The sequence below is a fragment of the Rhizobium sp. NZLR8 genome (genome assembly GCF_019685025.1).
Lineage (GTDB): Bacteria > Pseudomonadota > Alphaproteobacteria > Rhizobiales > Rhizobiaceae > Rhizobium.
The window spans coordinates 184422-208747 of the sequence record NZ_JABDVY010000004.1; the positions used below are offsets into that span (position 1 = coordinate 184422).

General features: G+C 61.8%; 22 protein-coding genes. 9 read left to right on the forward strand and 13 right to left on the reverse strand.

Translation table 11 applies throughout. From position 1 onward, the window contains the following. Nucleotides 1-258 precede the first annotated feature (258 nt). Entirely contained in the window at nucleotides 259-957 is a 699-nt protein-coding gene (locus HJB89_RS11365; protein WP_221149875.1) for a ParA family protein, read from the forward strand. A gap of 70 nt (nucleotides 958-1027) precedes the next feature. Here the strand turns inward: HJB89_RS11365 and HJB89_RS11370 are convergent, their stop codons facing one another. After that, entirely contained in the window at nucleotides 1028-2428 is a 1401-nt protein-coding gene (locus HJB89_RS11370) for a L,D-transpeptidase (protein WP_221149877.1), read from the reverse strand. Between the two features lie 255 nt (nucleotides 2429-2683). Between HJB89_RS11370 and HJB89_RS11375 the strand changes: the two genes are divergently transcribed. The 3 genes from HJB89_RS11375 to HJB89_RS11385 all read left to right on the forward strand — a co-directional run bounded on the left by HJB89_RS11375 (nucleotide 2684) and on the right by HJB89_RS11385 (nucleotide 4364). Beyond that, nucleotides 2684-3523: a DUF4432 family protein gene (locus tag HJB89_RS11375; protein WP_221149879.1), complete on the forward strand. Its 840-nt coding sequence runs from the start codon at nucleotides 2684-2686 to the stop codon at nucleotides 3521-3523. A gap of 71 nt (nucleotides 3524-3594) precedes the next feature. Continuing rightward, nucleotides 3595-3933, forward strand: coding sequence for a TIGR01244 family sulfur transferase (locus HJB89_RS11380; RefSeq protein WP_221149881.1), 339 nt, complete (start codon nucleotides 3595-3597; stop codon nucleotides 3931-3933). 86 nt (nucleotides 3934-4019) lie between these two features. Further along, nucleotides 4020-4364 carry a RidA family protein gene (locus tag HJB89_RS11385; protein ID WP_207581157.1) on the forward strand — a complete coding sequence of 115 codons (345 nt, stop codon included), beginning with the start codon at nucleotides 4020-4022 and terminating at the stop codon, nucleotides 4362-4364. A 39-nt stretch (nucleotides 4365-4403) separates the two neighbouring features. Here the strand turns inward: HJB89_RS11385 and HJB89_RS11390 are convergent, their stop codons facing one another. The 4 genes from HJB89_RS11390 to HJB89_RS11405 are packed head-to-tail and all read right to left on the reverse strand — an operon-like array spanning nucleotide 4404 to nucleotide 9187. After that, complete coding sequence (locus HJB89_RS11390; RefSeq protein ID WP_221149882.1) at nucleotides 4404-6062, reverse strand: thiamine pyrophosphate-binding protein; 1659 nt, start codon at nucleotides 6060-6062, stop codon at nucleotides 4404-4406. Continuing rightward, on the reverse strand, nucleotides 6059-7252 hold the full coding sequence (locus tag HJB89_RS11395) for a CaiB/BaiF CoA-transferase family protein (RefSeq protein ID WP_221149883.1): 1194 nt from the start codon (nucleotides 7250-7252) through the stop codon (nucleotides 6059-6061). The genes HJB89_RS11390 and HJB89_RS11395 overlap by 4 nt, the downstream gene beginning before the upstream one ends. Before the next feature lie 16 nt (nucleotides 7253-7268). Next, nucleotides 7269-8225, reverse strand: a complete 957-nt coding sequence (locus HJB89_RS11400) for a DMT family transporter (RefSeq protein WP_221149885.1) — start codon at nucleotides 8223-8225, stop codon at nucleotides 7269-7271. A 17-nt stretch (nucleotides 8226-8242) separates the two neighbouring features. Further along, nucleotides 8243-9187, reverse strand: a complete 945-nt coding sequence (locus HJB89_RS11405) for an alpha/beta fold hydrolase (RefSeq protein ID WP_221149887.1) — start codon at nucleotides 9185-9187, stop codon at nucleotides 8243-8245. 255 nt (nucleotides 9188-9442) lie between these two features. Here HJB89_RS11405 and HJB89_RS11410 point away from each other — a divergent pair, with 255 nt between their 5' ends. From HJB89_RS11410 to metF, 4 genes are all read left to right on the forward strand, one after another. Next, nucleotides 9443-10183 carry a ribonuclease T2 family protein gene (locus tag HJB89_RS11410; protein WP_207581152.1) on the forward strand — a complete coding sequence of 247 codons (741 nt, stop codon included), beginning with the start codon at nucleotides 9443-9445 and terminating at the stop codon, nucleotides 10181-10183. A gap of 97 nt (nucleotides 10184-10280) precedes the next feature. Next, on the forward strand, nucleotides 10281-11930 hold the full coding sequence (ettA, locus tag HJB89_RS11415) for an energy-dependent translational throttle protein EttA (RefSeq protein ID WP_207581151.1): 1650 nt from the start codon (nucleotides 10281-10283) through the stop codon (nucleotides 11928-11930). Between the two features lie 161 nt (nucleotides 11931-12091). Then, on the forward strand, nucleotides 12092-13117 hold the full coding sequence (locus HJB89_RS11420) for a metalloregulator ArsR/SmtB family transcription factor (RefSeq protein ID WP_221149889.1): 1026 nt from the start codon (nucleotides 12092-12094) through the stop codon (nucleotides 13115-13117). A gap of 1 nt (nucleotide 13118) precedes the next feature. Next, nucleotides 13119-14021 carry a methylenetetrahydrofolate reductase [NAD(P)H] gene (metF, locus tag HJB89_RS11425; RefSeq protein WP_207581149.1) on the forward strand — a complete coding sequence of 301 codons (903 nt, stop codon included), beginning with the start codon at nucleotides 13119-13121 and terminating at the stop codon, nucleotides 14019-14021. A 459-nt stretch (nucleotides 14022-14480) separates the two neighbouring features. Here the strand turns inward: metF and HJB89_RS11430 are convergent, their stop codons facing one another. From HJB89_RS11430 to HJB89_RS11450, 5 genes are all read right to left on the reverse strand, one after another. Further along, a complete protein-coding gene (locus HJB89_RS11430) occupies nucleotides 14481-15386 on the reverse strand; it encodes a DMT family transporter (RefSeq protein ID WP_221149891.1) in 906 nt (301 codons plus the stop codon). A 129-nt stretch (nucleotides 15387-15515) separates the two neighbouring features. Beyond that, the gene (locus HJB89_RS11435; protein ID WP_221139720.1) at nucleotides 15516-16733 is read right to left on the reverse strand and encodes a lytic murein transglycosylase; all 1218 of its coding nucleotides are present in this window, start codon (nucleotides 16731-16733) and stop codon (nucleotides 15516-15518) included. 81 nt (nucleotides 16734-16814) lie between these two features. Beyond that, on the reverse strand, nucleotides 16815-17612 hold the full coding sequence (locus HJB89_RS11440; protein WP_207581146.1) for a GH25 family lysozyme: 798 nt from the start codon (nucleotides 17610-17612) through the stop codon (nucleotides 16815-16817). Between the two features lie 125 nt (nucleotides 17613-17737). Next, entirely contained in the window at nucleotides 17738-18412 is a 675-nt protein-coding gene (locus HJB89_RS11445; RefSeq protein ID WP_207581145.1) for a class I SAM-dependent methyltransferase, read from the reverse strand. Then, complete coding sequence (locus HJB89_RS11450) at nucleotides 18409-19653, reverse strand: DUF3419 family protein (protein ID WP_221149892.1); 1245 nt, start codon at nucleotides 19651-19653, stop codon at nucleotides 18409-18411. Before HJB89_RS11450 ends, HJB89_RS11445 begins: the two co-directional genes overlap by 4 nt. A 189-nt stretch (nucleotides 19654-19842) precedes the next feature. Between HJB89_RS11450 and HJB89_RS11455 the strand changes: the two genes are divergently transcribed. Continuing rightward, nucleotides 19843-21267, forward strand: coding sequence for a serine hydrolase (locus HJB89_RS11455; protein WP_221149893.1), 1425 nt, complete (start codon nucleotides 19843-19845; stop codon nucleotides 21265-21267). Between the two features lie 31 nt (nucleotides 21268-21298). Here the strand turns inward: HJB89_RS11455 and HJB89_RS11460 are convergent, their stop codons facing one another. The 3 genes from HJB89_RS11460 to HJB89_RS11470 form a co-directional block, all read right to left on the reverse strand. Beyond that, nucleotides 21299-22228, reverse strand: a complete 930-nt coding sequence (locus tag HJB89_RS11460) for a lytic transglycosylase domain-containing protein (protein WP_221115805.1) — start codon at nucleotides 22226-22228, stop codon at nucleotides 21299-21301. 115 nt (nucleotides 22229-22343) lie between these two features. After that, a complete protein-coding gene (locus HJB89_RS11465; RefSeq protein ID WP_221115804.1) occupies nucleotides 22344-22979 on the reverse strand; it encodes a LysE family translocator in 636 nt (211 codons plus the stop codon). 58 nt (nucleotides 22980-23037) lie between these two features. After that, nucleotides 23038-24249 (reverse strand): pyrophosphate--fructose-6-phosphate 1-phosphotransferase, encoded by a 1212-nt coding sequence (locus HJB89_RS11470; protein WP_221115803.1) that lies wholly within the window; start codon nucleotides 24247-24249, stop codon nucleotides 23038-23040. Between the last annotated feature and the right edge of the window lie 77 nt (nucleotides 24250-24326).

Sequence of the window (24326 nt, forward strand, 5' to 3'; positions counted from 1 at the left end):
GTGCTTTTTTGTCTTTTTTGTACTGGCGGCATCCGTGCTTCAAATCTTGGCCCGATGCATATCGTTGTCCCAACACCGCTGAACACTTTTGGGCGACATGCATGAATTTTAGGGATGTGAAAAATACCAACTGCAATTTCGGCGGGCGTGTTGGGGATTTGTTAACCATGATTGTAAAGAATGGATTAACCGCACGATGCTCCGACGGTGCGTAAAAGAGCGATTCCGGCTCGCGCCATTTCCTTCCGAGGACCGAACATGCCTGTCATCACATTCGCAAATACCAAGGGCGGGGCCGGCAAGACGACCGCTGTTCTCCTGCTCGCCACCGAGCTGGCCCGCAAGGGTTACCGCATCACCATTCTCGATGCCGATCCGCAGCACTGGATTTCGCGTTGGCACGAAATATCGGGTCATGTGCCCAATATTTCGGTGATTGACTTCGTGACAACCGCTTCGCTGCCGCTGCATATCAGAGAGAACAAGCACAATACCGACTATTTCATCGTCGACCTGCCGGGCGCGCGCAATCCGCTGCTTGCCACCGCCGTCGGCCTTTCCGATCACGTGCTGATCCCGATCCAGGGCTGTGCGATGGATGCGCGCGGTGGCGCACAGGTGCTCGAACTGCTCCAGTATCTGGACGAGAAGGCGGGCATCAAGATCGGCCATTCGGTGGTGCTGACCCGCGTCAACTCGATGGTGACGACAAGGGCGCTGCAGGTCGTCAAGTCGCTGCTCAGCGAGCGGCACGTTCCGGTGCTGGATACCGCCATCATCGAACGCTCGGCCTTCCGCGACATCTTCGACTGTGGCGGCACACTGCACACGATCGATCCCACACGCGTCAGCAATCTCGACAAGGCGCGTGAAAACGCAACCTGTTTCGCCGAGGAAATGATGAGGAAGCTGCCGGTCAGGCTGACGGAGTCTGCCCGTATGGCGACGGCTGCCTGAGCATCCTCCTTATGAAACGGAAAAGGCCGTCGGAGTGATCCGGCGGCCTTTCCGTGTGCACCAGATATCCTCAGTCGACGAATTCGACCGTCACCCCCGGCTTGACCATCTTGGCAAGCTCGGTCGCATCCCAATTGGTCAGGCGGATGCAGCCGTGGCTCTGGGTGCGGCCGATCTTGGAAGGTTCGGGTGTGCCGTGAATGCCGTAGGTCGGCTTCGACAGCGCCATCCAGACGGTGCCGACCGGGCCATTCGGGCCGGGCGGAATGTTGAGGATCTTGTCGTTGCCGGCCTGCTGGAAATTGATCTTCGGATTATAGGTATAGCCGGGATTGAACGCGACGCGCTCGACCGTCACGGTGCCTGACGGGGAGGGTGTGTCGGTCGAGCCGATCGATGCCGGGTAGGCGGCAACGAGATTGCCGGCGCCGTCATAGGCAAAGACCTGCTTGCGGCCCTTGTCGGCGATGATGCGGGCAACCTCGCCGCTCTTCAGCTCGCCCGGATTGACGACCTTGATGATCGTGCCGGCAACGGTGAAATCGGCGCCGGGGTTCATTTCCTTGAGGAAGGCTTCATCCATGTGGAAGCGCTCGGCCAACATTTCGGTGGTCGAGGTAAAAGCTAGCGACGGCAGCATCGCCTTCTGCGAATAGTCTTCCGGGATCTGGGCGACGAAGGGGCCGGCGGCATCGGCCGGGGTGATGGTGTAACTGACGACCGGCAGGCCGCCGTTCATGCGCAGCTCTTCGAGAATGGCGTCGGTGTCGTTCGGGTCGAGTCTGGAGCCGGTCATCTGGTCATAGGCATAGACCGATTTGGTGACGTTCGAGCCCATATGGCCGTCAATGACGCCGGGGGAGATGCCGGCGCGATCGAGGAAGACCTGCAGCGCGACGATCTCGGGCTTCGACTTGTTCTTCAGCGTGATGACGGGCTCATCCGGTGCGGCGCTCGGCGCGTCAGCGGGCGGGAGCTGCTGGTCGGAATCGATCGAGGCATAATCGTCGCCGGGCTGCGGATTGCCGATGCTGTTGTCATCGGGATAGGGTTGACGGTCGAGTGGTTGGCGTTCGATCGCCGCATCGCGCGGAATACCGCCGGTGACCGCACCGCGCTCAGAATAACGCGTATCGCCAGAGGCGTTGTCGTCGGCGTTATAGGGATCATTGCCGTTCTGGTCGGCATAGACCTCGCGCGGACCGGGCCGTGGCGGATAGTAGCCGCGGGCGCGCATCTCGGTGGCGACGACATTGCCATAGGCATCGATCATCACGCGATTGCCGCTGCGGTCGCGGGCATAGATATAGCCGCGGGGGACATAGTCGAGAATTTCGCCGTTCGGCGTAACCAGCACGACATCGCTCTGCCGGCGGTCACGGAACTGCTGCGCGCCTGCCCCCGGTGCTGCAGCCGCGATGGCTGCCAGCACGGCCGCAAGCGAAAATGCCGACTTCAAAAAGCGATTCACGTCTCATACCTCGGAACTGTGACTGGCAGACACACACCTGCGAATTTTGACGCTAGTGTGGAATTTATGAAACCGTGCTGAACAAAATATGAAAATCACTAAGATTTCCTTTTACTCATAAACGTTTGCGTCTCTGTGTCAGTTCCGCAAAATCCATGGTTGCGGCAAAAACACAAGATGGGGACTGCGCCGATTGACGAATGACGGCGCGAAACCTAACGCTACGGCCGCCGACAACCTCCTGAGGAGACTGCGATGATCGAATTTGCTGCCGCAAGCGGGCCGCGCCTGATGCTGGATGAAACGTCGGTGCTGGATATCGGCGGATGCATCGTCGAAGGCGTCGACATTGAGCCGAAGCGCGCCATTCCCGACGACGGCGATCCGCGAATCGATCACTCGCTCGAAGGCTTCCTGTTCACTTGCGGCCCGGACCATATCCGCCACCGGCAGCCGATTGCCGGCCGGGCCGACGGCAAGGTCTATCCGCTGCACGGATCGGCCTCCGGCCATGCGGCCAAGGTGCTGTGGACGAAGTACGAGAACGGCAATGCCGAATGCCGCGCCGATATCGACATCACCACTGTCGAGGGACTGCCGCAGCGCATCGAGCGGCTGTGGCGGATCGACGGGGCGACTGGCGAGGTGCAGCTCGAGGACCGGGTCGTCAATACGAGTGATCACACGGTGCCGACCTTCCTGATGTATCACATGAATACCGGGGGCAAATGGCTGGACGAGGGCACGCGGCTTGAAGGCCGGATGCTTGAGAATGGCGGTTTCCCATGGACATTCGGTGAGGAGCCGGGCGGCATCTTCTGCGTTCCGGCGACGGCGACGGAGGAAGGCTTCGCGGAGATCCGGCTTGGACCGATTGCCGCGATCGGCGGCAGGACGCTCCGCGTGCGCTTCCGCGCCGATACGCTGCCCCATCTGCAGGTGTGGCGGAACCAGAAAGCGCCGGCCCATATCATTGGCATCGAACCGGTCTCGCATCGCTGGGTCTCCCGCGACGAGCTCGAGGCGGCCGGTGAGTTCAACATGCTGGCACCCGGAGAGAGTCGCAGCTATGCGCTGACCTTTGCCTTCCTCTGAGCGAAGTGTTGTTGACGCTCGCGGGCCTCCCGTCGTAGACCTTCAGCCCACGATTTTGAGGAGACAAGACGATGGATATTCGCCAGATCGACGATGAATATTCGGTTTCGGGCCAGATCACGCTTGAAGAGCTCGACGAGATCAAGGCGATGGGGTTCAAATCGATCGTCTGCCACCGCCCCGACCATGAGAGCCCCGACCAGACGTCGTTCTCGGTCATCGAGGCGCGCGCCAAAGAGCTTGGCCTCGATATCGCCCATGTGCCGGTTGGACCGATGGGCGTGACCGAGGAAGCGGTGCGGGGCATGGTCGACGCGCTCGACGAATTCCCGCGGCCGATGCTCGGTTACTGCCGCTCCGGCGCCCGCTCGACAGCGATCTACCAGAAGACCCACCATATCCGCGGCTGAGCCCCGTTAACCGCGCCCGTCCCGGCGCCCGATTTTCCGGCGCTGTGCCGCAGCGCCGCCACCTTCCATTCACTCAGGAGACTATGATGAGCATTAAGCGTATCGACGTCGGCGCGCGCATGAGCGGCGCCGTCATTCACGGCAACACTGTCTATCTCGCAGGCCAGGTCGGTGAGGGCGACAGCGTTACCGATCAGTGCAACTCTTCGCTTGCCGAAGTCGACCGCCTGCTGGCTGAGGCCGGCAGCAACAAGTCGAAGATCCTGCAGACGATCATCTATCTCTCCGACATCGCCGATTTTGCCGAGATGAACGCGGTCTGGCAAGGCTGGATCGATCCGGCCAATCCGCCGGCCCGCGCCACCAGCGAAGCCAAGCTCGCTGCGCCGAAATACAAGGTCGAGTTCATCGTTACGGCCGCGATCGACTGAGGTCACTGCGGGATTGCGTGTCGAAGCCGGTGGGGAGACCTACCGGCTTTTTGCTTGCGCGATTTCCGAGAGTGTGCGCGTCGGCGTGATCGCCTCGGGATCGAGTTTGATCTCGATGATCGCCGGCTTACCGCTGGCACGCGCCCGCTCGAAGGCCGGGCCGAATTCCGCCGTTTGCTCCACCGTCTCGCCGTGCCCGCCATAGGCGCGGGCAAGGGCTGCGAAGTCGGGATTGGTCAGGTCGGTGCTGCTGACGCGGCCGGGATATTCGCGCTCCTGATGCATGCGGATCGTGCCGTAGATACCGTTATTGACGACGACCGCAATGATCGCCAGGCCGTAGCGGATGGCGGTGGCGAACTCCTGGCCGTGCATTAGAAAACAGCCGTCGCCGGCAAAGCAGATGACCTCTCGCTCGGGTAAGAGCCGCTTGGCAGCGACGGCGGCCGGCAGGCCGTAACCCATCGAGCCGGAGGTGGGGGCGGCTTGAGTGTTGAAGCGGCGAAAACGATGGAAACGATGCACCCAGGTGGCATAGTTGCCCGCGCCGTTGGTGAAGATCGTTTCCGGCCGGGTATTGGCCTCCAGCCACTCCATGATCGGCCCCATATGAACCGGGCCAGGACCTGTCGCTGGCGGCTTCGACCAGGAAAGATAGGCCTGATGCATATGCTTCGTGCGCTCGGCCCAGCGCGGCTCGGCCGGCGCTTCCAGATCGGCGAGCGTTGCGACGAAATCGGCAGGTGCGGCGCAGATGGCAAGATCCGGACGATAGATACGGCCAAGTTCGGATGCGTCGGGATGGATGTGCATCAGCGATTGCTGAGGGTAGGGTATGTCGATCAGCGTATAAGACGAAGACGGCATTTCCGACATGCGGGCGCCGAGCAGGATCAGCAGGTCGCTCTCCTTGATCTCCTTCGCCAGCGCCGGGTTGATGCCGATGCCGACATCGCCGGCATAGCAGGGATGGAGATGATCAAACAGCATCTGCCGGCGGAACGAGCAGCCGACCGGCAGTCGGAAACGCTCGGCGAAGCCTGCAAAGTCGGCGACGGCGTCGGCATCCCAGCGCGTGCCGCCAAGGATCACCATAGGCCGTTCGGCCTTCAGCAGTCTCACATAGAGATCGTCGATCTGGCGGCGGCCGGGATGCGCCTCGACGCTGACATAATGCTTGGCGCGGGGAGCCTCGACCTCATCGCGCAGCATGTCCTCCGGCAGCGTCAGCACGACTGGGCCGGGCCGGCCCGAGGTTGCGACCGCAAAGGCGCGGGTGACGAACTCGGGAATGCGGGCGGCATCGTCGATCTCGCCCACCCATTTGGCGAATTCGGTGAAGGCGCGGCGGAATTCGACCTCCTGGAAGGCCTCGCGCTCGCGGGCTTCTCGCTGCACCTGGCCGATGAAGAGGATCATCGGGATCGAATCCTGTTTGGCGATATGCAGGCCGGCAGAGGCGTTGGTAGCGCCGGGGCCGCGGGTCACCATGCAGATGCCGGGTTCGCCGGTCAGCCTGCCCCAGCAATCCGCCATCATCGCCGCTCCGCCCTCCTGGCGACAGACGACGACGTCGATCTCGCTGTCGCGCAGGGCGTCGAGAACGGCGAGAAAACTCTCACCGGGCACGCAGGAGAGACGCTTGACGCCGTTCGCCTTCAGCGCCTCGACGATCAGTTGCCCGCCGGTCCTCTTCATGCCGATACCTTCCTCTCGCGCTCGGCGAGTTCCGCCAGAATTTCTTCGCTGTGTTCGCCGAGACGCGGGCTCGGCCTGATGTAAGACAACGGCGTTTCCGACAGCACCACTGGCGTCCTGACCCCGGGGATCACGTTTCCGGCCGCATCCGCAAGGTCAATGCGCAGGCCGCGGGCCTGTACCTGCGGGTCGGCGAACATCTCTTCGATCGTGTTGATCGGGCCGGCGGGAACCGCATTCTCCTCGCAGGCCTTCAGCAGATCCGCCTTCCGCCATTTCAGCGTCTCGGTCGAGATGAGGCTGCGCACCTCGCCGCGATTGGCGACGCGGGCCCTGTTGGTGGCGAAACGCTCGTCGCCGGCGATGGCGTGAAGGCCGAGGATGGTGCAGAGGCGACGGAACTGGCCGTCGTTTCCGACCGCCAGAATGAGATAGCTGTCTGCCGCCGGCACGACCTCATAGGGTGAGATATTCGGATGGGCATTGCCGAGGCGGGTGGGTGCCTTGCCGGAGACGAGGTAATTCATGTTCTGATTGGCGAGCACGGCCGATTGCACGTCGAGCAGGGCCATGTCGACGAGCTGGCCTTCGCCTGACTTGAGCGCGTGGATCAGGGCAGCCTCGATTGCCGAGACGGCATAGATGCCGGTGAACATATCGGCGATGGCAACGCCTGCCTTCATCGGCTGGCCGTCCGGCTCGCCAGTGATCGACATGAAACCTGACATGCCCTGGACGATGTAATCATAGCCCGCGAGGCTGGCATAGGGGCCGGTCTGGCCGAAGCCGGTGATCGAGCAGTAGACGAGTTTCGGGTTCACCTGGCGCAAGCTATCGTAATCGAGCCCGTATTTGACGAGGCCGCCGAGCTTGAAATTCTCGATCACTACATCGGCGGTGGCGACAAGGCGGCGGACGAGATCCTGACCTTCGGGGCTCTTCAGATCAGCAGTAATGGAGCGCTTGCCGCGATTGGCGGCGTGGTAATAGGCGGCCGAGAGGTTTTCGCCATCGGGGCCTTCGACGAAGGGCGGCCCCCATTGGCGGGTGTCGTCGCCGCCGTCGGGATTTTCGACCTTGATGACATCGGCGCCGAGATCGGCGAGCATCTGTCCCGCCCAGGGACCGGCGAGCACGCGGGCAAGCTCGATCACCCGGATGCCGGCAAGCGGCGGCTTTTTCGTCGTCATATTTCCTCGTCCGTTTCTACGGCGCCAGTGTCGCCTCAGATGTATCGGATACAGGCTTTGAAGCAAAGCGGCGCTCGCGCCAGAGGATGTAGAAGCCCGACGCCATGATGATCATGATGCCAAGCCATTTGACCGCATCCGGAAAGTCGCCGAAAACAAGCCAGGCGAAGATCGTCGCCGAGACGATCTCGAAATATTGCAGCGGCGCCAGCGTCGAGGCCGGTGCTGCACGATAGGCATAGACGCCGAAGATGCCCGCTATCGCGGCCATGGCGCCGACCCCGGCGAGGTAGAACCAGGCGCTGCCTTCAGGCATGACGGGATCGAAGAGACCGGAACCGCTTCCTTCGCCCGCAAAAAGCAGGATGGCGCAGAAGATGAGGCCCCAGATGCCCATCTGGAACTGCATCGCCCAGGGATCTTCCCGGTGCGAGAGGACGCGGGTCATCAGTACGAAGATCGCGATGCAGAGCGCGCTGAGGACGGGCAGGAGCGCGACGTAGCCGACTTCGCTGAAACTCGGCTGGATGATCAGCATTGCCCCGAAGAAGCCGACGCCGCAGGCGGTATAGCGCCGCCAGCCGATCGTTTCCTTCAGGAAAATGCCGCCGAGAATGGTCAGCACGATCGGCTCGACGAAGAAGATCGCAATCGCGTCGGCGACGGCCATATATTTCAGCGTGGTAACGAAGGAGATCATCGAGACCGTTATGATCGCGCCGCGGATGGCATGGAAAAGGCTCTGGCGCCAGGAGAAGTCGGTGAAGCTGCGCCGCCATATGACGATCGGCAGCATGCAGAGCGCCTGCAAGGCAAAGCGGGCGGCGGTGATCTCGGCAGACGGGATCGTGACGACGGCAAGCTTGGCGAAGATGTCGATGAGCGGCGAGACCATTACCGAAAGAAACATCAGCGCAAGCCCTGTGGTCACGTCGGGGGTGGACGATACGGGGCGGGCAGTGGTGTTGCTCATGATGAAATCCTTGTTGCTCAGGATCTGGCCGCTCGGGGTCTGGCGACGGCCTCGTCGCACCAGTCCGCGAAGGCTGCGGTTGCCGCTTCTGCGCCGATCTCGTTCAGCGTCTCATGCCGCATGCCCTGATATATCTCAGTGCTGATACGAGAGAAGCCCCGGGCTTTCAAATGGTTTGACAGCCGGACGATGGCTTTTCCACGCGCCGTCGCCGGGTCTTCACCGCCGCCGACCAGATGGATTGGCATGTGGCGCGGCAGCCGATCCAGATGGCGCTTCTGCGGGGCGCGAAAAGTCAGGTCGAAAAGATCGAGCCAGAGAGAGACCGAGGCGTCGAAGCCGCAGAGCGGATCGGCGATATATTTGTCGACTTCGTCGGGAAGGCGCGACAGCCAGTCGAACTCGGTGCGGTGGCCCGGAATTGATTTTCCCCAGGCGCCGAAGGTGAGCTTCGGCAGGAGGCCGCTCGGCACGTCGGAGCCTTTCAGCATCCGCTCGGCAAGCAGGATCGCCTGGGCGGCGCGGCCGGCGAGACCGACTGCGAAATTCGAATTCCAGACGGCGACGGCGTCGAAATCGACAGGCGCCGTGACGGCGGCATTGAGGGCGATCAGGCCGCCCATCGAATGGCCGAAGAGGATCACCGGCAGGCCGGGATGGCGCAAGGCCGCGTGAGCGCGCATGGCGATGACGTCGCCGATCACTCTGTCGACGCCGTCCCGCCGGGCGAAGCGGCCGATCGGCGCGTCGGGGGCCGTCGTCTCGCCGTGGCCGCGGTGGTCATGGGCATAGACGTGATAGCCGCGCGCCGCCATAGCCTCTGCGAAAGCGCGATAGCGTTTCGAATGTTCGGCGAGGCCGTGCGATATCAACAGGATGCCGCGCGCCGGGCCGGCGGCCTCGACATGGTGATAGGCAAGCGACGCCCCCGGCACGGTGAGCTTTTGCGTTTCAGAAAACATCTGGATCCTCCTTGCAGGAACAGACCAGATCGCACTGCATAATTCCTTAAATCGGAATCGATTTAAGGAATTATGCAGCAGCAATGTGCTGCAGCGTCCTTTGCGCGTCTGAAAAGACGCGCGGCGCTGAAGGCAAATGCAACACCGAGCCTTGAGTTATCCGATAACAAAATGCGGGAACGCTACGATTCAGGGTTGCGGGCTTTCGATCTTCGTGCTTATTTGTTCCTGTATTGTTCTTTTTTGGGGGTTGAAATGAGCAGCATGCAGTTACGTACCTTGACGTTCGCCGTTTCGATGGTTGTTGCCGGCGCCGCCGTGGCGCAGGAGGCCGGCGGGCGCACCCGTTTTATTCTTTCAGCAAGCTGGCAGCCGGCTTTCTGCCAAACGAACCAGAAGAAGGCCGAATGTGCGAGCCAGACCGGCGAGCGCCCCGATGCGACGAATTTTTCCTTGCACGGGCTCTGGCCGATGCGACAGAATTATTGCGACGTCAACGCCGAGCAGAAGGCCGCCGATAAGGACGGCAGCTGGAACACGTTGCCGGCGGTCACGCTTTCGGCGGAGACGCAGGCGGCGCTCGCAAAGGCCATGCCCGGGACGCAATCCGGTCTGGAACGGCATGAGTGGACAAAACACGGCACCTGCACGAAAATGAGCGCCGAAGATTATTTCGGCGTCGGCGTGCATCTCCTCGGCGCGCTCAATACCTCGGCCGTGCGCGATCTCTTCGCCGCCAATATCGGCAAGCAGGTCAAGGCCGAGGCGATCAAGGCAGCTTTCGACAAGAGCTTCGGGCCGGGCGCCGGCGAGCGCGTCAAGATGAGCTGCCGGCGGGCCGGCAATGTCAAGATGATCAGCGGGTTGACCATCGGGCTTTCGGAGGCCGCCGGGGCGGCGTCGGCGAAAAGCGCCGGGCTTGCCGATCTGATCCAGGGGGCGGGGAAAACCTCCTTCGGCTGCGACGAGGGCGTCGTCGATGCTGCGGGCTTTTGACCGGAAATCCTGAGTAACCGGGTTTCGGCGTTGCCCGCAGGCGCTGTTTCGCCTACATAGCGGCACGATCGAAGTTTTCCGCCCGGAGCAGCGCAGCATGGCACGTCAGTTCATCTATCATATGTCCGGCCTCAACAAGGCCTATGGCAACAAGAAGATCCTGGAGAATATCCACCTCTCCTTCTACCCCGATGCCAAGATCGGTATCCTCGGACCGAACGGCGCCGGCAAATCCACGGTGCTGCGCATCATCGCCGGTCAAGACACGGAATTTACCGGCGAAGCCTGGCTCGCCGAAGGAGCGACAGTCGGCTACCTCGAGCAGGAGCCGCACCTCGATGCCAACAAGACGGTGTTCGAGAACGTCATGGAAGGCGTTGCTTCGAAGACGGCGGTGCTCGAGCGCTACAATGAACTGATGATGAACTATTCCGACGAGACGGCGGAAGAGGGATCGAAGCTTCAGGACATTATCGACAGCCAGAACCTTTGGGATCTGGAAAGTCAGGTCGAGATGGCCATGGAAGCCCTGCGCTGCCCGCCGCGCGACGCCGATGTCACCAGCCTTTCCGGTGGTGAGCGCCGCCGTATAGCTCTCTGCCGGCTGCTGCTTTCGCAGCCGGATCTGCTGCTGCTCGACGAACCGACCAACCACCTCGACGCCGAGACGATTGCCTGGCTCGAAAAACATCTGCGCGACTATCCGGGCGCCGTGATGATGATCACCCATGATCGCTACTTCCTCGACAACGTCACCGGATGGATCCTCGAACTCGACCGCGGCCGTGGCATTCCCTACGAAGGTAACTATTCGGCCTACCTGCTCGCCAAGGCCAAGCGCATGCAGCAGGAAAACCGGGAAGAGGCCGGCCGCCAGAAGGCGATCAGCCGCGAACAGGAATGGATCGCCTCCAGCCCGAAGGCGCGTCAGGCAAAATCCAAGGCGCGTATCAAGTCCTACGAACAACTGGTGGAGGCGGCCGAAAAGCAGCGTCCCGGCGACGCGCAGATCATTATCCCGGTCAGCGAGCGCCTCGGCCAGGTGGTCATCGAGATGGAAGGCATCACCAAGGGTTTCGAGGGCCGCACGCTGATCAACGACCTGTCGATCAAGCTGCCGCCGGGCGGCATCGTCGGCATCATCGGCCCGAACGGCGCCGGCAAGACGACGCTGTTCCGCATGATCACCGGCCAGGAGACACCGGATGCGGGATCGGTCCGCATCGGTGAGACGGTCCACCTCGGTTATGTCGATCAGAGCCGCGATGCGCTTGACGGCAGCAAGACCGTCTGGGAGGAAATTTCAGGCGGCGCGGAAATCATCAAGCTCGGCAAGTTCGATATGAACTCCAGAGCCTATTGCGGCGCCTTCAACTTCAAGGGCGGCGATCAACAGCAGAAGGTCGGCAATCTCTCGGGTGGCCAGCGCAACCGCGTTCACCTTGCCAAGATGCTGAAGGCCGGCGGCAACGTTCTGCTGCTCGACGAACCGACCAACGACCTCGATACGGAAACCCTCGGTGCACTGGAAAGCGCGCTGGAGGCGTTTGCCGGCTGCGCCATCATCATCAGCCACGATCGCATGTTCCTCGACCGTCTGGCGACCCACATTCTGGCTTTCGAAGGCGAGGGCCATGTCGAATGGTTCGAAGGCAACTTCGAAGATTATGAACAGGACAAGGTTCGTCGCCTTGGCCCCGACGCGCTCAACCCGGGCAGCCAGGCCCATAAGCGCCTGACGCGCTGATCGCAGCCGTTTTTCCAGTCAAAAAGCCCCGGTTCGGCCGGGGCTTTTTCACGTCTGGCCTGTCGCAATTTGAGCAGGCAATTTCGCGGGAGCGCGAATTGACGCTTGTCACCGTCTTTCAAATCACATAAAGATATCTTTATATCTTGATTGGACCGAAGATGAGTGAACCCTTGAAGCTTGGACTGGATGCGCTGGTGGACGTCTTGAAGGCGGCCGGCGAGCCGACGCGTCTGCGGCTTCTGGCGCTTCTCGACGGCGGCGACTTGACGGTGACCGATCTTACCGAAATTCTCGGCCAATCCCAGCCCCGCATCTCCCGCCATCTGAAGCTGCTTGGCGAGGCCGAACTGATCGAACGCTACCAGGAAGGCGCCTGGGCCTATTTCCGCCTCAAGCAGGACGGCAAGGCGGCAATGCTCGTTCGGGCATTGCTGAAGCATGTCTCCGAAAACGATCCGACCGTTCTTCGCGACGGCGAACGGCTGTCGCAGGTCAAGCGCCAGCGCGCCGAGCGGGCACAGGCCTATTTCAGCCGCAACGCGGCGGAATGGGACGAGCTTCGCCGCCTGCATGCGGCCGACGAGGAGGTCGATGCGGCCGTCATCCGGCTGCTCGGCGGCCAGCCGATCGACTCGCTGCTCGATCTCGGCACCGGCACCGGCCGCATCCTCGAACTGCTTTCCGGGCTCTACCGCCGGGCGGTCGGCGTCGATGCCAGCCGTGACATGTTGAGTGTGGCGCGCGCCAATCTGGACAAGTTCCGCATCACCAAAGCCACCGTGCGCCACGCCGATATCCTGAACCTGCCGTTCGAGGGCCAGGATTTCGATCTGGTGACGATCCATCAGGTGCTGCATTTCTTCGATCAGCCGGAGATTGCGATCGCGGAAGCGGCGCGCATGCTCCGGCCGGGCGGCCGACTCGTGGTCATCGACCTTGCGCCGCACACGCTCGAATATCTTCGCGACGAGCATGCGCATGTCCGTCTCGGTTTTTCGCACCAGGCGATATCCGACTGGCTGCGCAGGGCCGGGCTCGACGTCGAGCAGATCGTCGATCTTCATCCGGGTCAGCCAAGCGGGCAAGGGTTGACGGTCACCGTCTGGCTCGCGCGCGACCCGAGGCGCCTCATGGCTTCGCAGACAAGCGAAGGCGCCGAACCTACCTTTGCCGGGAGAGTATGACATGGCTTTGAATAACGAGGCACGCGGCCGCAACATCGGGATCTCTTTCGAATTCTTCCCGCCGAAATCCGAAGAGATGGAAGGTCAGCTCTGGCAGACGGTCAGCGAACTGCAGGACTGGGACCCGGATTTCGTCTCGGTGACCTATGGCGCAGGCGGCACCACCAAGGCGCCGACGCTGACTGCCGTCTCGCGGTTTCTGTCGAAGACGCCGCTCGCCACCGCTTCGCATCTCACCTGCGTCGGCGCGACGAAGGAAGAGACGCATCAGGTGATCGATACATTCCGCAAGGCTGGCGTGACGCATTTCGTTGCGTTGCGCGGCGATGCGCCCGGCGGCGCCGGCGCGCCCTATCAGCCGCATCCCGGCGGTTACGCCAACGCAGCGGAGCTGGTGGCCGGCCTCAAGGAGATCGGCGATTTCGAGATTTCGGTTTCCGCCTATCCGGAAAAACACCCGGAAAGCCGCGATACGACTGCCGATATCGAGATGCTGAAGCGCAAGGCAGACAATGGCGCCGACCGGGCGCTGACGCAGTTCTTCTTCGACAACGACAATTTCGAACGCTACCTGGAACGAGTGCGTGCGGCCGGCATCTCGATCCCCGTTGTGCCCGGCATCATGCCGATCCAGAACCTGACGCAGCTGAAGCGTTTCGCCGGCGCCTGCGGCACCGTCATCCCGAACTTCCTCGATGAGCGCTTCGCCGGCTTCGACGACAAGCCCGAAGAGCGGGCGAAGGTCGCAGCCGATGTCGCCGCCGAGCAGATCGAGGATCTCGTTCGGCGCGGCATCCGTGACTTTCATCTTTATACGATGAACCGTGCGCCGCTGGTTTGTGCTGTGCTCGACAATCTCGGCCTTTCCCGCGGGGCGGCAAAAAGTGCTGGCGCGGCCGCCTGATTTTTCAGCTCGAAAGTGAAAAGCGCATGTCGGGCGGGACATGCGCTTTTTCTTTGGCGGCTTGATCAGCTATTGGGGAGTTCAGGTGCTACCAGTCATTCCGCTTTCCTCGGCCGGCTCAGATGAAGAGCATGGACAAGACGAAAGCAAACGCTGCACTGACCAACAGAACATTCAAGGATTGCGTGAGTCCCATGTCTGTCTCCTCGCGTTAACCGGCCAATAATATGTCTGAAATATGTCGGTTGGGAAGCAGATTCTATGCTGCGCTGCAGAACGATGCGGTGGATAAGCTGAGCAGAATTTAATCAAGCGATTGAAAGTATTGTATTATTTTCGATGAAATTTTGTTCACAGATTTTAACATGCCGTTAAATCCGGCGAGTGCGGATTTACCTATGCGCCCAAAACATGGCGACCGGGCAACCGGTTGAAAACATGCGGAATTCGCAACCGGTATCAGGTGGTCTTCGCCAGCAGGCGATAGACCCGGCCGTCGAGAATGACGAGGCCGAAACCGATCAGCGCCATGCCGGCGAATTCGCCGAGTGCCGGGCTTTCATCAAGGAAAAGAACGCCGAGGAGGATGGCGCTCGGCGGCACCAGCAGGGTGACGAGCGAGGCGTTGGTGGCGCCGGCCGCCGCCATAATCCGGAAATAGAGGATATAGCCAAAAGCGGTCGACAGCAGCGCCAGTGCCAGGATGGCAAGCAGCGCTTCGAGCGGCGGGGCGGCCAGCGCCCAGGGGCGATCTGAGAGCAGCGACAGCGGCAGCGCGATCAGCGAGGAGGCGGTCAACTGGCCGGCAGCAGTGACCGGGGCTGGAACATTCTTGAAACGTTTGCCGTACGTGGCGGCAAAGCCGTAGGAGATCGCGGCAAGCACGGGGAGAAGCAGTGCCCAGAGCGGCGCCTCGCCGCCAGCCGACATGCCGGGGCCGATCAGAACGATCGTTCCGGTGAGGCCGACGAGGCAGCCGGTGATCTTTGCCGGTGATAGCTTCTCATCCGATGTGAAGGAGTTGGCGATGAGCACCGTCCAGATCGGCGTCGTCGCATTCAGGATCGCCGCAAGGCCGGCGCCGATGCGGGTCTGGCCGAAGAAGATCAGCGCATGCGGCAGGGCATTGTTGATGAGCCCAAGGATCAGGAATTCGCGCCAGCGGGCTTTGAGGGTCGAATAGACGTCGAAACGGCCGGCGATATAGATATGCAGCGCCAGTGCTGCGAGCAGCAGCCTGAGAAAGACGAGGGTCAGCGGCGGCACGTGATGGACGGCAATACGGGCAAAGAAGAAGGAGCCGCCCCAGATCAGACCGAGCAGGACCAGCAGGCCCCAGATCCAGGCATTCATTCTGCTGTCCACGCCGCTTCCTCCACCGTAAGCCGGTCGTTTACGAAGACCGGCACCCGCTTCAGATCTGATGCTTAGCGCAGACGGCGGACCGCGCCACCCGTTTCTTGCGAAGTGGGCGGCGTTAGGTGTCAGCGGTGATCAGAGAGCGTTGAGAAGGGCAGGTGTGGCCCAGCCGTCGGCCGGCATGCCGAGGCGCTGCTGCTCCTTCTGGATAGCGACACGCGTGCCAGAGCCGAGGATGCCGTCGATCTCGCCGACATCGTGGCCAAGGGACTGCAATTTGGTCTGCAGCGCTTTCATCTGGTCGCTGGCGAGTCCCTGTTCCGGCACGCCCTTGAGATAGGGCTCGGCGCCCGAAAGACGCGTCCCGAAATAGGCGGCCGATGTCGTGTAGATGAACGACTTGTTCCATTCGAGATAGATCTTGAAATTCGGGTAGGCGATGAAGGCCGGTCCCATGCGGCCCTGCGGCAGCACCAGATCGCCTTCGAGATTGCCGAAGGCGGTATTTCCGTCGCGCGGCTTGACGCCGAGCGCGAACCACTCGCCGGCCTTCATCGTGCCGCCGAGGCCCGATTTTTCCCAGGGCAGGTTATCCGGCACGGTCACTTCCTGCAGCCAGGGCTGGCCGCGTTCGAAGCCGAGATGTTGGATGAATTTCGCTGCCGTCAGGATGGCATCCGGGCCGCTCTGCTTCAGGCGGATATGGCCGTCGCCGTCGCCGTCCATGCCATAGGCGATGATGTCGCGCGGCAGCATCTGCACCTGGCCGATTTCGCCGGCCCAGGCGCCGGTATTGGTAGCGGGGTCGAGGTCGCCGTGCTGAACCATCTCGACGAGGGCGATCAGCTGCGGGCGGAAGAGTTCGGGGCGGCGGCAATCATGCGACAGCGTCACCAGAGCATTGCGGGTATTGAAATCGCCCTGGACGGCGCCGAAATCGGTTTCCATCGCCCAGAAGGCAGTGATGACGCCGGAGGGAACGCCGAATTCCTGTTCGGCGCGGGCAAAGACCTCGGCATATTGCTTCATCTTCTGGCGGCCGATGTCGAGGCGGGCCTGGCTGACGGTGCGCTGGGAGAATTCGAGGAAGGTCTGCTTGAAGACGCCCTGGGCCCGATCCCGGCTCAGAACTTTGGGATCGATCTCGGCGCCGGCGAAGGCTGCGTCGGCGGCTGCCGCACTTGCGCCAGCGGCAACCGCATCCTTCTTGACGCCTTCAAGGAAGGCGGAGAGATCGCCGCCGCAGGGCGCTGCCGCGGCTGCGTCCGGCGCCTGCTGGGCGGCTGCTCCGCCGGCGAGGGCGAGGGCAAACAGAAGAGCGAGTGCAGAGCGGCTTGTGAGCGAGCGGTGCATGGATGCGGTCCTTATATCAAAAAGATTGCCGTCGCTTTCACAGAGGAATGTGACGGAAGCAAGAAACATCGGAAGACGTTACTAAGAATTTCTATCCTTGGAAACGGCCGCAACCCAATTGTTCCAGTTCTTTGCACTGCCGGCAAAGACATTGATATCGGTGGGACCGCTGATGCCGGGAATGACGCCGGTCGAGGTATATTGCCAGAAGGCCCAGCGGCGGTCGGAATAGGTCACCTCGGGGTGTTTTGCCACCGAACGGACCCAGAAATGATAGTCCTGGAAGTAGCCGGCCAGATTATCCCGGTGGAAATCGACCGAGGTGTAGATGATCGGGCGTTTGCCGTAATAGGCCTCCAGCCGGTCCATGAATCGCTGCATTTCGGCGCGCACGGTTTCCGGATCGGGACGATAGCGGCAGGTCTTCGATTCTGCGTTCCATTCGACATCGAGCACCGGCGGCAGGCGCATGGCCTCCTTCGGCACGTTGCGGATGAACCAGTCGGCCTGCTGATCGGCCGAGGAGCAGAAATAATAGAAATGATAGGGCGCATGCGGGATGCCAGCGGCGCGGGCCTCGCGCCAGTATTCGTCGAAACGCGGATCGACCCTGTCCTTGCCTTCGGTCGCCTTGATGAAGGCGAAGGCGACGCCGGAATTCTTCACCGTCGCCCAGTCGATATCGCCCTGCCACTTGGAGATGTCGATCCCATGGACCTGGTTCTGTTGCGGATGCTTGGGGCCGAAATCCTGCGGATCCGTATCCTTGAAACGCATCTTCGGCTTGATCGATGCCGTTTCGAGATAGTCATACCCGGAGGAGGAGCAGCCGGCCAACAGGATGGCCAGGGGCAAAACGCAAAACAAAAGCCGGCGCATGGGCGTCCCGTCGTAACTCGAATGATCTCTTTGCCCCACAGCCTGACCTTCGAAAAAGACGAGTCGGCAGAGGATAACCCTCTTTTCACCATATCAACGTAAAAATTCGGTTAGTTTCAAGTGAATTATGAGCGCTTGCTGATAATAGCCGCCCGCCAGGCATAACCGCCGCCGACGGTACCGAACAACAATCTCGCGTTGTTTTCATGGGCTTGCGCTTCCAGGACGTCGCGCAGATCGAGGCGCGGGGTGACGTGGAATTTCGCAAGCCATGACTGCAGCATGTGGCGGAACCAGCCGGGCAGGCCCTCCTGCTGGCCGAAATCGACGATGTGCAGCTGGCCGCCGGGGTTGAGTGCGGCGATCGACGCATCGACGGCGCGCTCCCAGTCGGGGATCATCGATAGGGTATAGGAGATCAGGATGCGGTCGAAGCCGCTGACGCCGAATTCGCGCGGCGTGAACGCCGTGGCGTCGGCGACGCGGAATTCCGGGATGGTCGCCTTGGTGGCGAAGGTCTTGCGCGCCGAAATCAGCATTTCCTGGGAAATGTCGAGGCCGAACAGCTTCGCGGTCGGGAAATGCCGATGAGCGAAGGCCATGTTACGCCCGGTGCCGCAGCCCACTTCAAGCAGGGTGCCGCCCTCGGGCACGTCGAGATTGCGGATCGTGCTGTCACGACCGAGAAGGTAATATTTGCGGGTCAGGTCGTAGATATGGCGCTGATAGCGGTACATGCCATCCATCAGGCTGGCATGTTCGCCGCTCTTTCCTGCCGTCTCGGTGTCGACCTTGCTCACGCCTTCTTCCCGTAGATGTGGAAACCGCCGTAGATTGCCGAGCGATCGAGCGCCGTCAGCTCACGCGATTTCTCCTCGAAATAATCCCACTGGTCGCGGATCGAGGAAGACAGGCGGCCTTCGATGATGCTCTTCTCGGCCGCGGTGCGGAAGATTACGCGGGCGCCATCACGCGCCGTGCGGGTGATTTCCCGCCAGACGTCGTTCAACTGCTCGTCCGTCATCCAGTCCTGCGCGTCGAGCAGGATGTAGCGGTCGCGCGAGGCGGCCGGCTCGCGGGCCAGAAGCTCGGTGAAGCTTGCATGATGGACGTTGACGCGGTCGATATTGGCGCGGATCACCTCGTAATGCTCCGATTTCAGATAGGTCGGCAGCGGACCTTCCTCTTCGGTACCGTAGCGACGGCCGAAGGCCTGCCAGGCGAAATAGTTGTCGCGCATCGGGAAATGACAGGCGAGTTTTTCCAGGCGGTGCTTCAGCACCGGTGCGATCGAATGGTCAGCGGCGAGGCTGGCGAGCTCGTCATATTGCTGCGGTGGAATGCCGAGGCCGAAGAGCGAGCTCTTGCGGCCGGTGATCCAGCGCACGACCGGCTTTTCGAACAGCGGCGCGATCTGCTCTTCGAAGAATTGGCGCTGCTCTCGGATCGAGCGGGTCTTGGTCATCTCGCGCAGCTTGACGCCATGCAGGCGGGCAAGAAGGTGGGCTGCGCCGATGAAGCGGCCGAGCAGGCCGGTTTCGTAGATGTTGCGGTCGAAGACGGTAACGCGGCGGCGGCCGAACTTGCGGCCGTTCCAATAACTGCGGGTCGCCTCGTCTAGCTTGGCCGCGAGATGCTGGTCGTAGGCGCGGCTGTTCGACTTCTCGTTCGGCATCGCCAGGAAACGGACGAGGTCGGGATGGCCGGGAAGGTGCTTGAAGGCGGCAAGCTTCAGGCGGTTCAGCGCGATGTGGTGCGGATTGAGATCGACGACGTCGATCGAGGCCGGCGCCTTGGAGAGATAGGCGAGCATGTTGCAGCCGCCGGAGCCGATGGTGACGATGCGGTGGTTGGGCTTCAGCTCCATCGCCTGCATGTCGAGATCCGGATCCTCCCAGATCTGCGGATAGACGAGGCCGGAGAAGAGAAGGCCGAAGAGACGCTCGGAAAAACCATCCTTCGAAAAAGCCTTGTGGCGGAGAAGGGCGTCCTTGAGTTTCCGGTTCTTGCGGAAGCCGGCATCCGGTGCAAATTCTGACATGAGTCTGTCACCTTTTTAGCGTTCAGGGCGTGTAGCGCGCCACTGCTACAGTTTGATGACGTGGGCTGTAGGCGCCGTTCTCCGGAGTGATCGCCCTCCTGGTAAAGTGATCGCAATGACGGCTCTTCTCCGCCGCGGCCCCTTTCCGGCGCGTGCGATTCCTGCTTCTCTCGGGCATGGAGGAATGCCATGCGATTTGTCCTGCGTATGCCGAAGGCGCTTGCTCTCCTTGTCGTTCTCGCCGTCATCGGCGTCGCCGGCTGGCTCTTCGTCCAGCCGCCGGAATTGCTACGTGTCGGCGACGGCTATGCCGCCAAGATCGTCTGCTCCAACGTCTTCATCGCCGGCCGGGAGGCCGAGGAAGTGCTCCATGATGATGTCCAGGCGCCCGGAAATCCGCTGCTGCGGCTGGTGCGAGTCAGTGTCGACCGCGACGGCGATCGTGTGACGGCGCGCTTCATGGGACTGTTTGCGCCGAGTTATGCGCTCTATCGTGGCGCTTTCGGCTGCACGAGCGTGCCGGACGGCAATTTCGAGGCGGCGGCGAATGCGGTGCCTTTCAATGCGTCGGCCAGAGCGGAGGTGAACGAGGCTTTGTGGCCGGAGGGTGACGGCGCCGGCGATCGGCCGGACGGGAAGATCGCCGCCCTGCTTGCCGATGAGAGAGTAGCCGGCCCGGCCATGCGGGCGATCGTGGTGTTGCGCAACGGCCGCATCGTCGCCGAAACTTATGGCGCCGGCTTCTCGGCGAAGACACCGCTGATCGGCTGGTCGATGACGAAGACGGTGAATGCTGCGATCCTTGGCCGGCTGATGCTCGACGGCAAGATCTCATTCGACGACGACAATCTGCTGGCGCAGTGGAAGAACGATGCGCGCGCCAGGATCAAGGTCTCCGACCTGCTCGGCATGGAGAGCGGACTTGCCTTCAACGAGGATTATGGTGATGTCGCCGATGTGACGCGCATGCTTTATCTTGACCCCGACATGGTGTCGCTGCCGGCCAACGCACCGCTGGAGGCAGCGCCGGGTAAGCGCTTCCGCTATTCGAGCGGCACCGCGGTGCTCTTGTCGCGCATCTGGATGGACAGGGTCGGCCATGCACAGGCGGCCTTTTCCTATCCTGATGACGCGTTGTTTTCGCCGCTCGGCATGACCAGCGCCGTGTTCGAACTCGATGCGCGCGGCACGTTCGCCGGAAGCTCCTATCTCTACGCGACGGCGCGTGACTGGGCGCGCTTCGGCCAGTTCCTGCTGCAGGATGGAGTCTGGGACGGTCAACGGCTATTGCCGGAAGGTTTTGTCGGCGCCATGCGCACGCCGACGGCAGCGTCGAACGGCCGCTATACGCAGGGCCAGGCTTGGCTCGCGCCCGGCGGCCCGAGTGCCAAGTTCGGGCTGCCCGAGGATACATTCTGGCTGACGGGGCATGACGGGCAGAGCATGGCGATCGTGCCGTCCGCCAATCTGGTCGTCATCCGGCTCGGGCTGACGCCGAGCCGGCTCGGTTATCAGCCGCAGACGCTTCTCAAGGCGGTCCTGGCGACCTTGCCGCAACCGGGAGAGCCACAACAGCAGGCGGGATCGCAACGGCCAGCGCAGCCGCAGCCATAGGCGGCCTTCGTCGTTTCAGTCGTTCTATTGCTTAATAGTTGCCCTGGGCGATGTCGGTCATGCCCTTGCGCTTGGCGTCGTAATAATAGCCGCGCGCATAGAGGCGCACGGCATCGTCTTCCTTGCTGTCGGAGACGAGCCAGGCGCCGCGCAGATATTTCGCGGCATATTTGATGTTGGTCTCGGCATCGAAAAGACCGCCGGGGGCGCCGTCATACCCCATGGATTTGGCGGTGTTGTACTTGATCTGCATGAGGCCGAAATAGCCGCGCTTGTTGTAGGCCTTGGCGTTGTAGCGGCTCTCGCGATGGACGATGCGGTGGAGCAGCGTCTCGGGAATTTCGTAGAGCTTCGAATATTTCTGAATGAGCTTGGTAACGAAGCTCTTTTCGACGGTCGGCGCATCGTCCTTGTCGTCGTCGCTAAACATCGGCGGCGCCGTCGGCGGATCGATCGGCCCGGATTCATCGAACCCGTAGTCCATGCTGGAACGCGGCGTCGTATCGACTGCGGCAAGTGCCGCAAGCGCGCCGTTCTGCGGTGTCGCGGCAAAGGCAAGCTGCGTCGTCGGCTGCGCAGGGGATCCTGGACGCGGCGTCGGCACCACCGACTGGATCGCCGTCATTTCGGGCGTCAGCGGAATTTGCGCATAGGCTGCCGGCTGTATGGCGAGGTCGGCAGGCTGAGAGGCTGTCACGGTCGGCATCGCCGTCGCGGTCGGGGAAGGGGATGCCTGGGGAAGGGTGGCGCCGGCGACTGCCTGACCGGCTGTGCCTTCGGCTGTCGGAATCGCAGCAAGCGTGGCGTCTTCACCGGGTTTAGGCATCGGCACAACGGTCTGGGCGGCTGTCAGTTCGGCCTGAGATGTGTATTCGACGCTGGCGCATCCCGTCATCACGCCGCAGAGTATCGTCGAAACGACAAGACTGCGTTTCAGGCCGGACAATCCGATCGCTACCATTCCGCCACTTTCGTGAAATCGCGCCGCCCCGGCAGCGTATAAAAGTTACTAAAAACCTTAAGCCCTGGTGACCCCATTAACCTATTTGTGACATTCCGGCAACCACGCAATGTTACTAGGCTGCAATACGGCGATACCCGGCCGTTACGGCGCCTGCAGCGATGAGCAGCGTGCCGCCGGTACGGTTTACGGCGCGCTGGATGCTCGCCTTGCGAATCAGTCCGCGCGCGGTATGGGCGAGAAACGCATAGGTGGAAGCGTTGAGGATCGCCAGTACGAGGAATGTGGCCTCCATGATCGCCATCTGACCGACGAAAGGCAGGGCCGGATTGAGGAATTGCGGCACGAAGGCGACGAAGAAGATAATGCTCTTCGGATTGAGGGCGGTGACGACATAGGCGTGGAGGAAGATCTTGAGCGACTTCTCTTCCGGCAGATTGTCGTTGTCGGCAACCGGTTCGCCGATGATGGGAGCCCGCCAGAGCTTGATTCCCAGCCAGATCAGGTAGGCGCCGCCGATCCACTTCAGGACGGTGAAAAGGGTGGCGGAGGCGGCCAGGACGGCGCCGAGACCAAAGAGAGACGCCGTCATCGCGGTGAAGTCACCCAGCGCCACGCCGCACACCGTTGCAAACGCAGTCCTGCGGCCATGACCGAGCGCATAGGAAACGACGAGCAGTATCGTCGGCCCCGGTATGGCCAGCATAATGGCGGATGCGGCCGCAAAAGCGAGCCAAGCTTCAAGTGACATGGTGTCTCCTCCCTATTCCTCGGGAACAAGCAAAGACATCATATTAACCATCCGTCAATCACGCTTCTTTGTATTTCTGACCTATATTGTCCATGACTTCGGCAAACCATGCCGTCGAAAGGTCAAAAGCCTTGCCGCCCTTGATGCGCGGAAATTCTATAGTGCGCAATTTACCGTTCTGCGCTTCATCATGGCCGGTGACGCCGGAGACTTTGTTGAGCGCGCTTTCGACGGCGAGATCGACCATGCTTTGGATCAGCCGGAGATCGTCGCCGTTGGCCGGCGCCGATCGGGCGAAGTAGCCTGATTTCTGCACGAGCGAACGTTCGGCGTTCAACAGGCTGGCGAACTGCTTCTGGAACCAGGCGCCGACATTGATCGTGTCGATCTTCACATGGCCGAAGGCGTCGCGCTTGACGGTCTCGCCGGCGGCTTCGCGCTCCGTGACGATGGCGTCGAGGCAGGCGCCTTCGGAGACGAAGACCGTGGCGTGGCCGTTGCGGTCCATGCTCTCCTTCAGGCGGGCAGCCTCGGCGTCGAGGTCGAAGGCCATCTCAGGCAGGTAGACGGCGTCGATGCTCTTCAGATGTGCGTTCATGATCAGGCCGTCGACATACTGATTGCGGCTGGTGCGCTGGAGATAGGCGCGGGCGGTAGCGGCCGTCAGCCAGCCGCAATGGCGGCCCATGACCTCGTGGATGACGAGGGTGCGGGGGGCGGCCGTCTGCTCGTTGCCGACATTGTCGAAGAAATGCGCGCCGACTTCGGCGGCCGTCCAGGCGCCGAGCGACTGGCGGATAGGCACGACGTCGTTGTCGACAGTCTTCGGCAGGCCGACGACGGTGAGGTTGTAACCGTTGGCGGCGAGATAGGCGGCGAGGTCGGCGGCCGTGGTGTTGGTGTCGTCGCCGCCGATCGTGTGGAGAATGGTGATACCATCATTGGCGAGGCGTTCGGCGGCAATCCGCAGCGGGTTCTCGCCTTCCTTGACCAAGCCGCGCTTGACGCAATCGGCGGCGTTGGTGAGCTTGACGCGGCTGTTGCCGATCGGCGAGCCGCCGTAGCGATGCAGCAGCGGCGCCTTTTCGCGCATTTCGCGGGTGATCTCGATGCTGTCGCCGAGCAGTACGCCCTGGTAGCCGGACTTGTAGGCGACGATATCGAGGTCGGGGGCGATGTCGCTGTAGCGTTCGATGAGGCCGCCGACGGCGGAGGAGAGACAGGGCGCAAGGCCTCCGGCGGTCAGCATTGCAACTTTCTGCTTGGCCATGATCCCTCCTATGGCGTTTCGGTGCGGCGGCATCAGCTATAGGCGTCGCATCAAAGTCGATTCAAGCGATGCGCTTA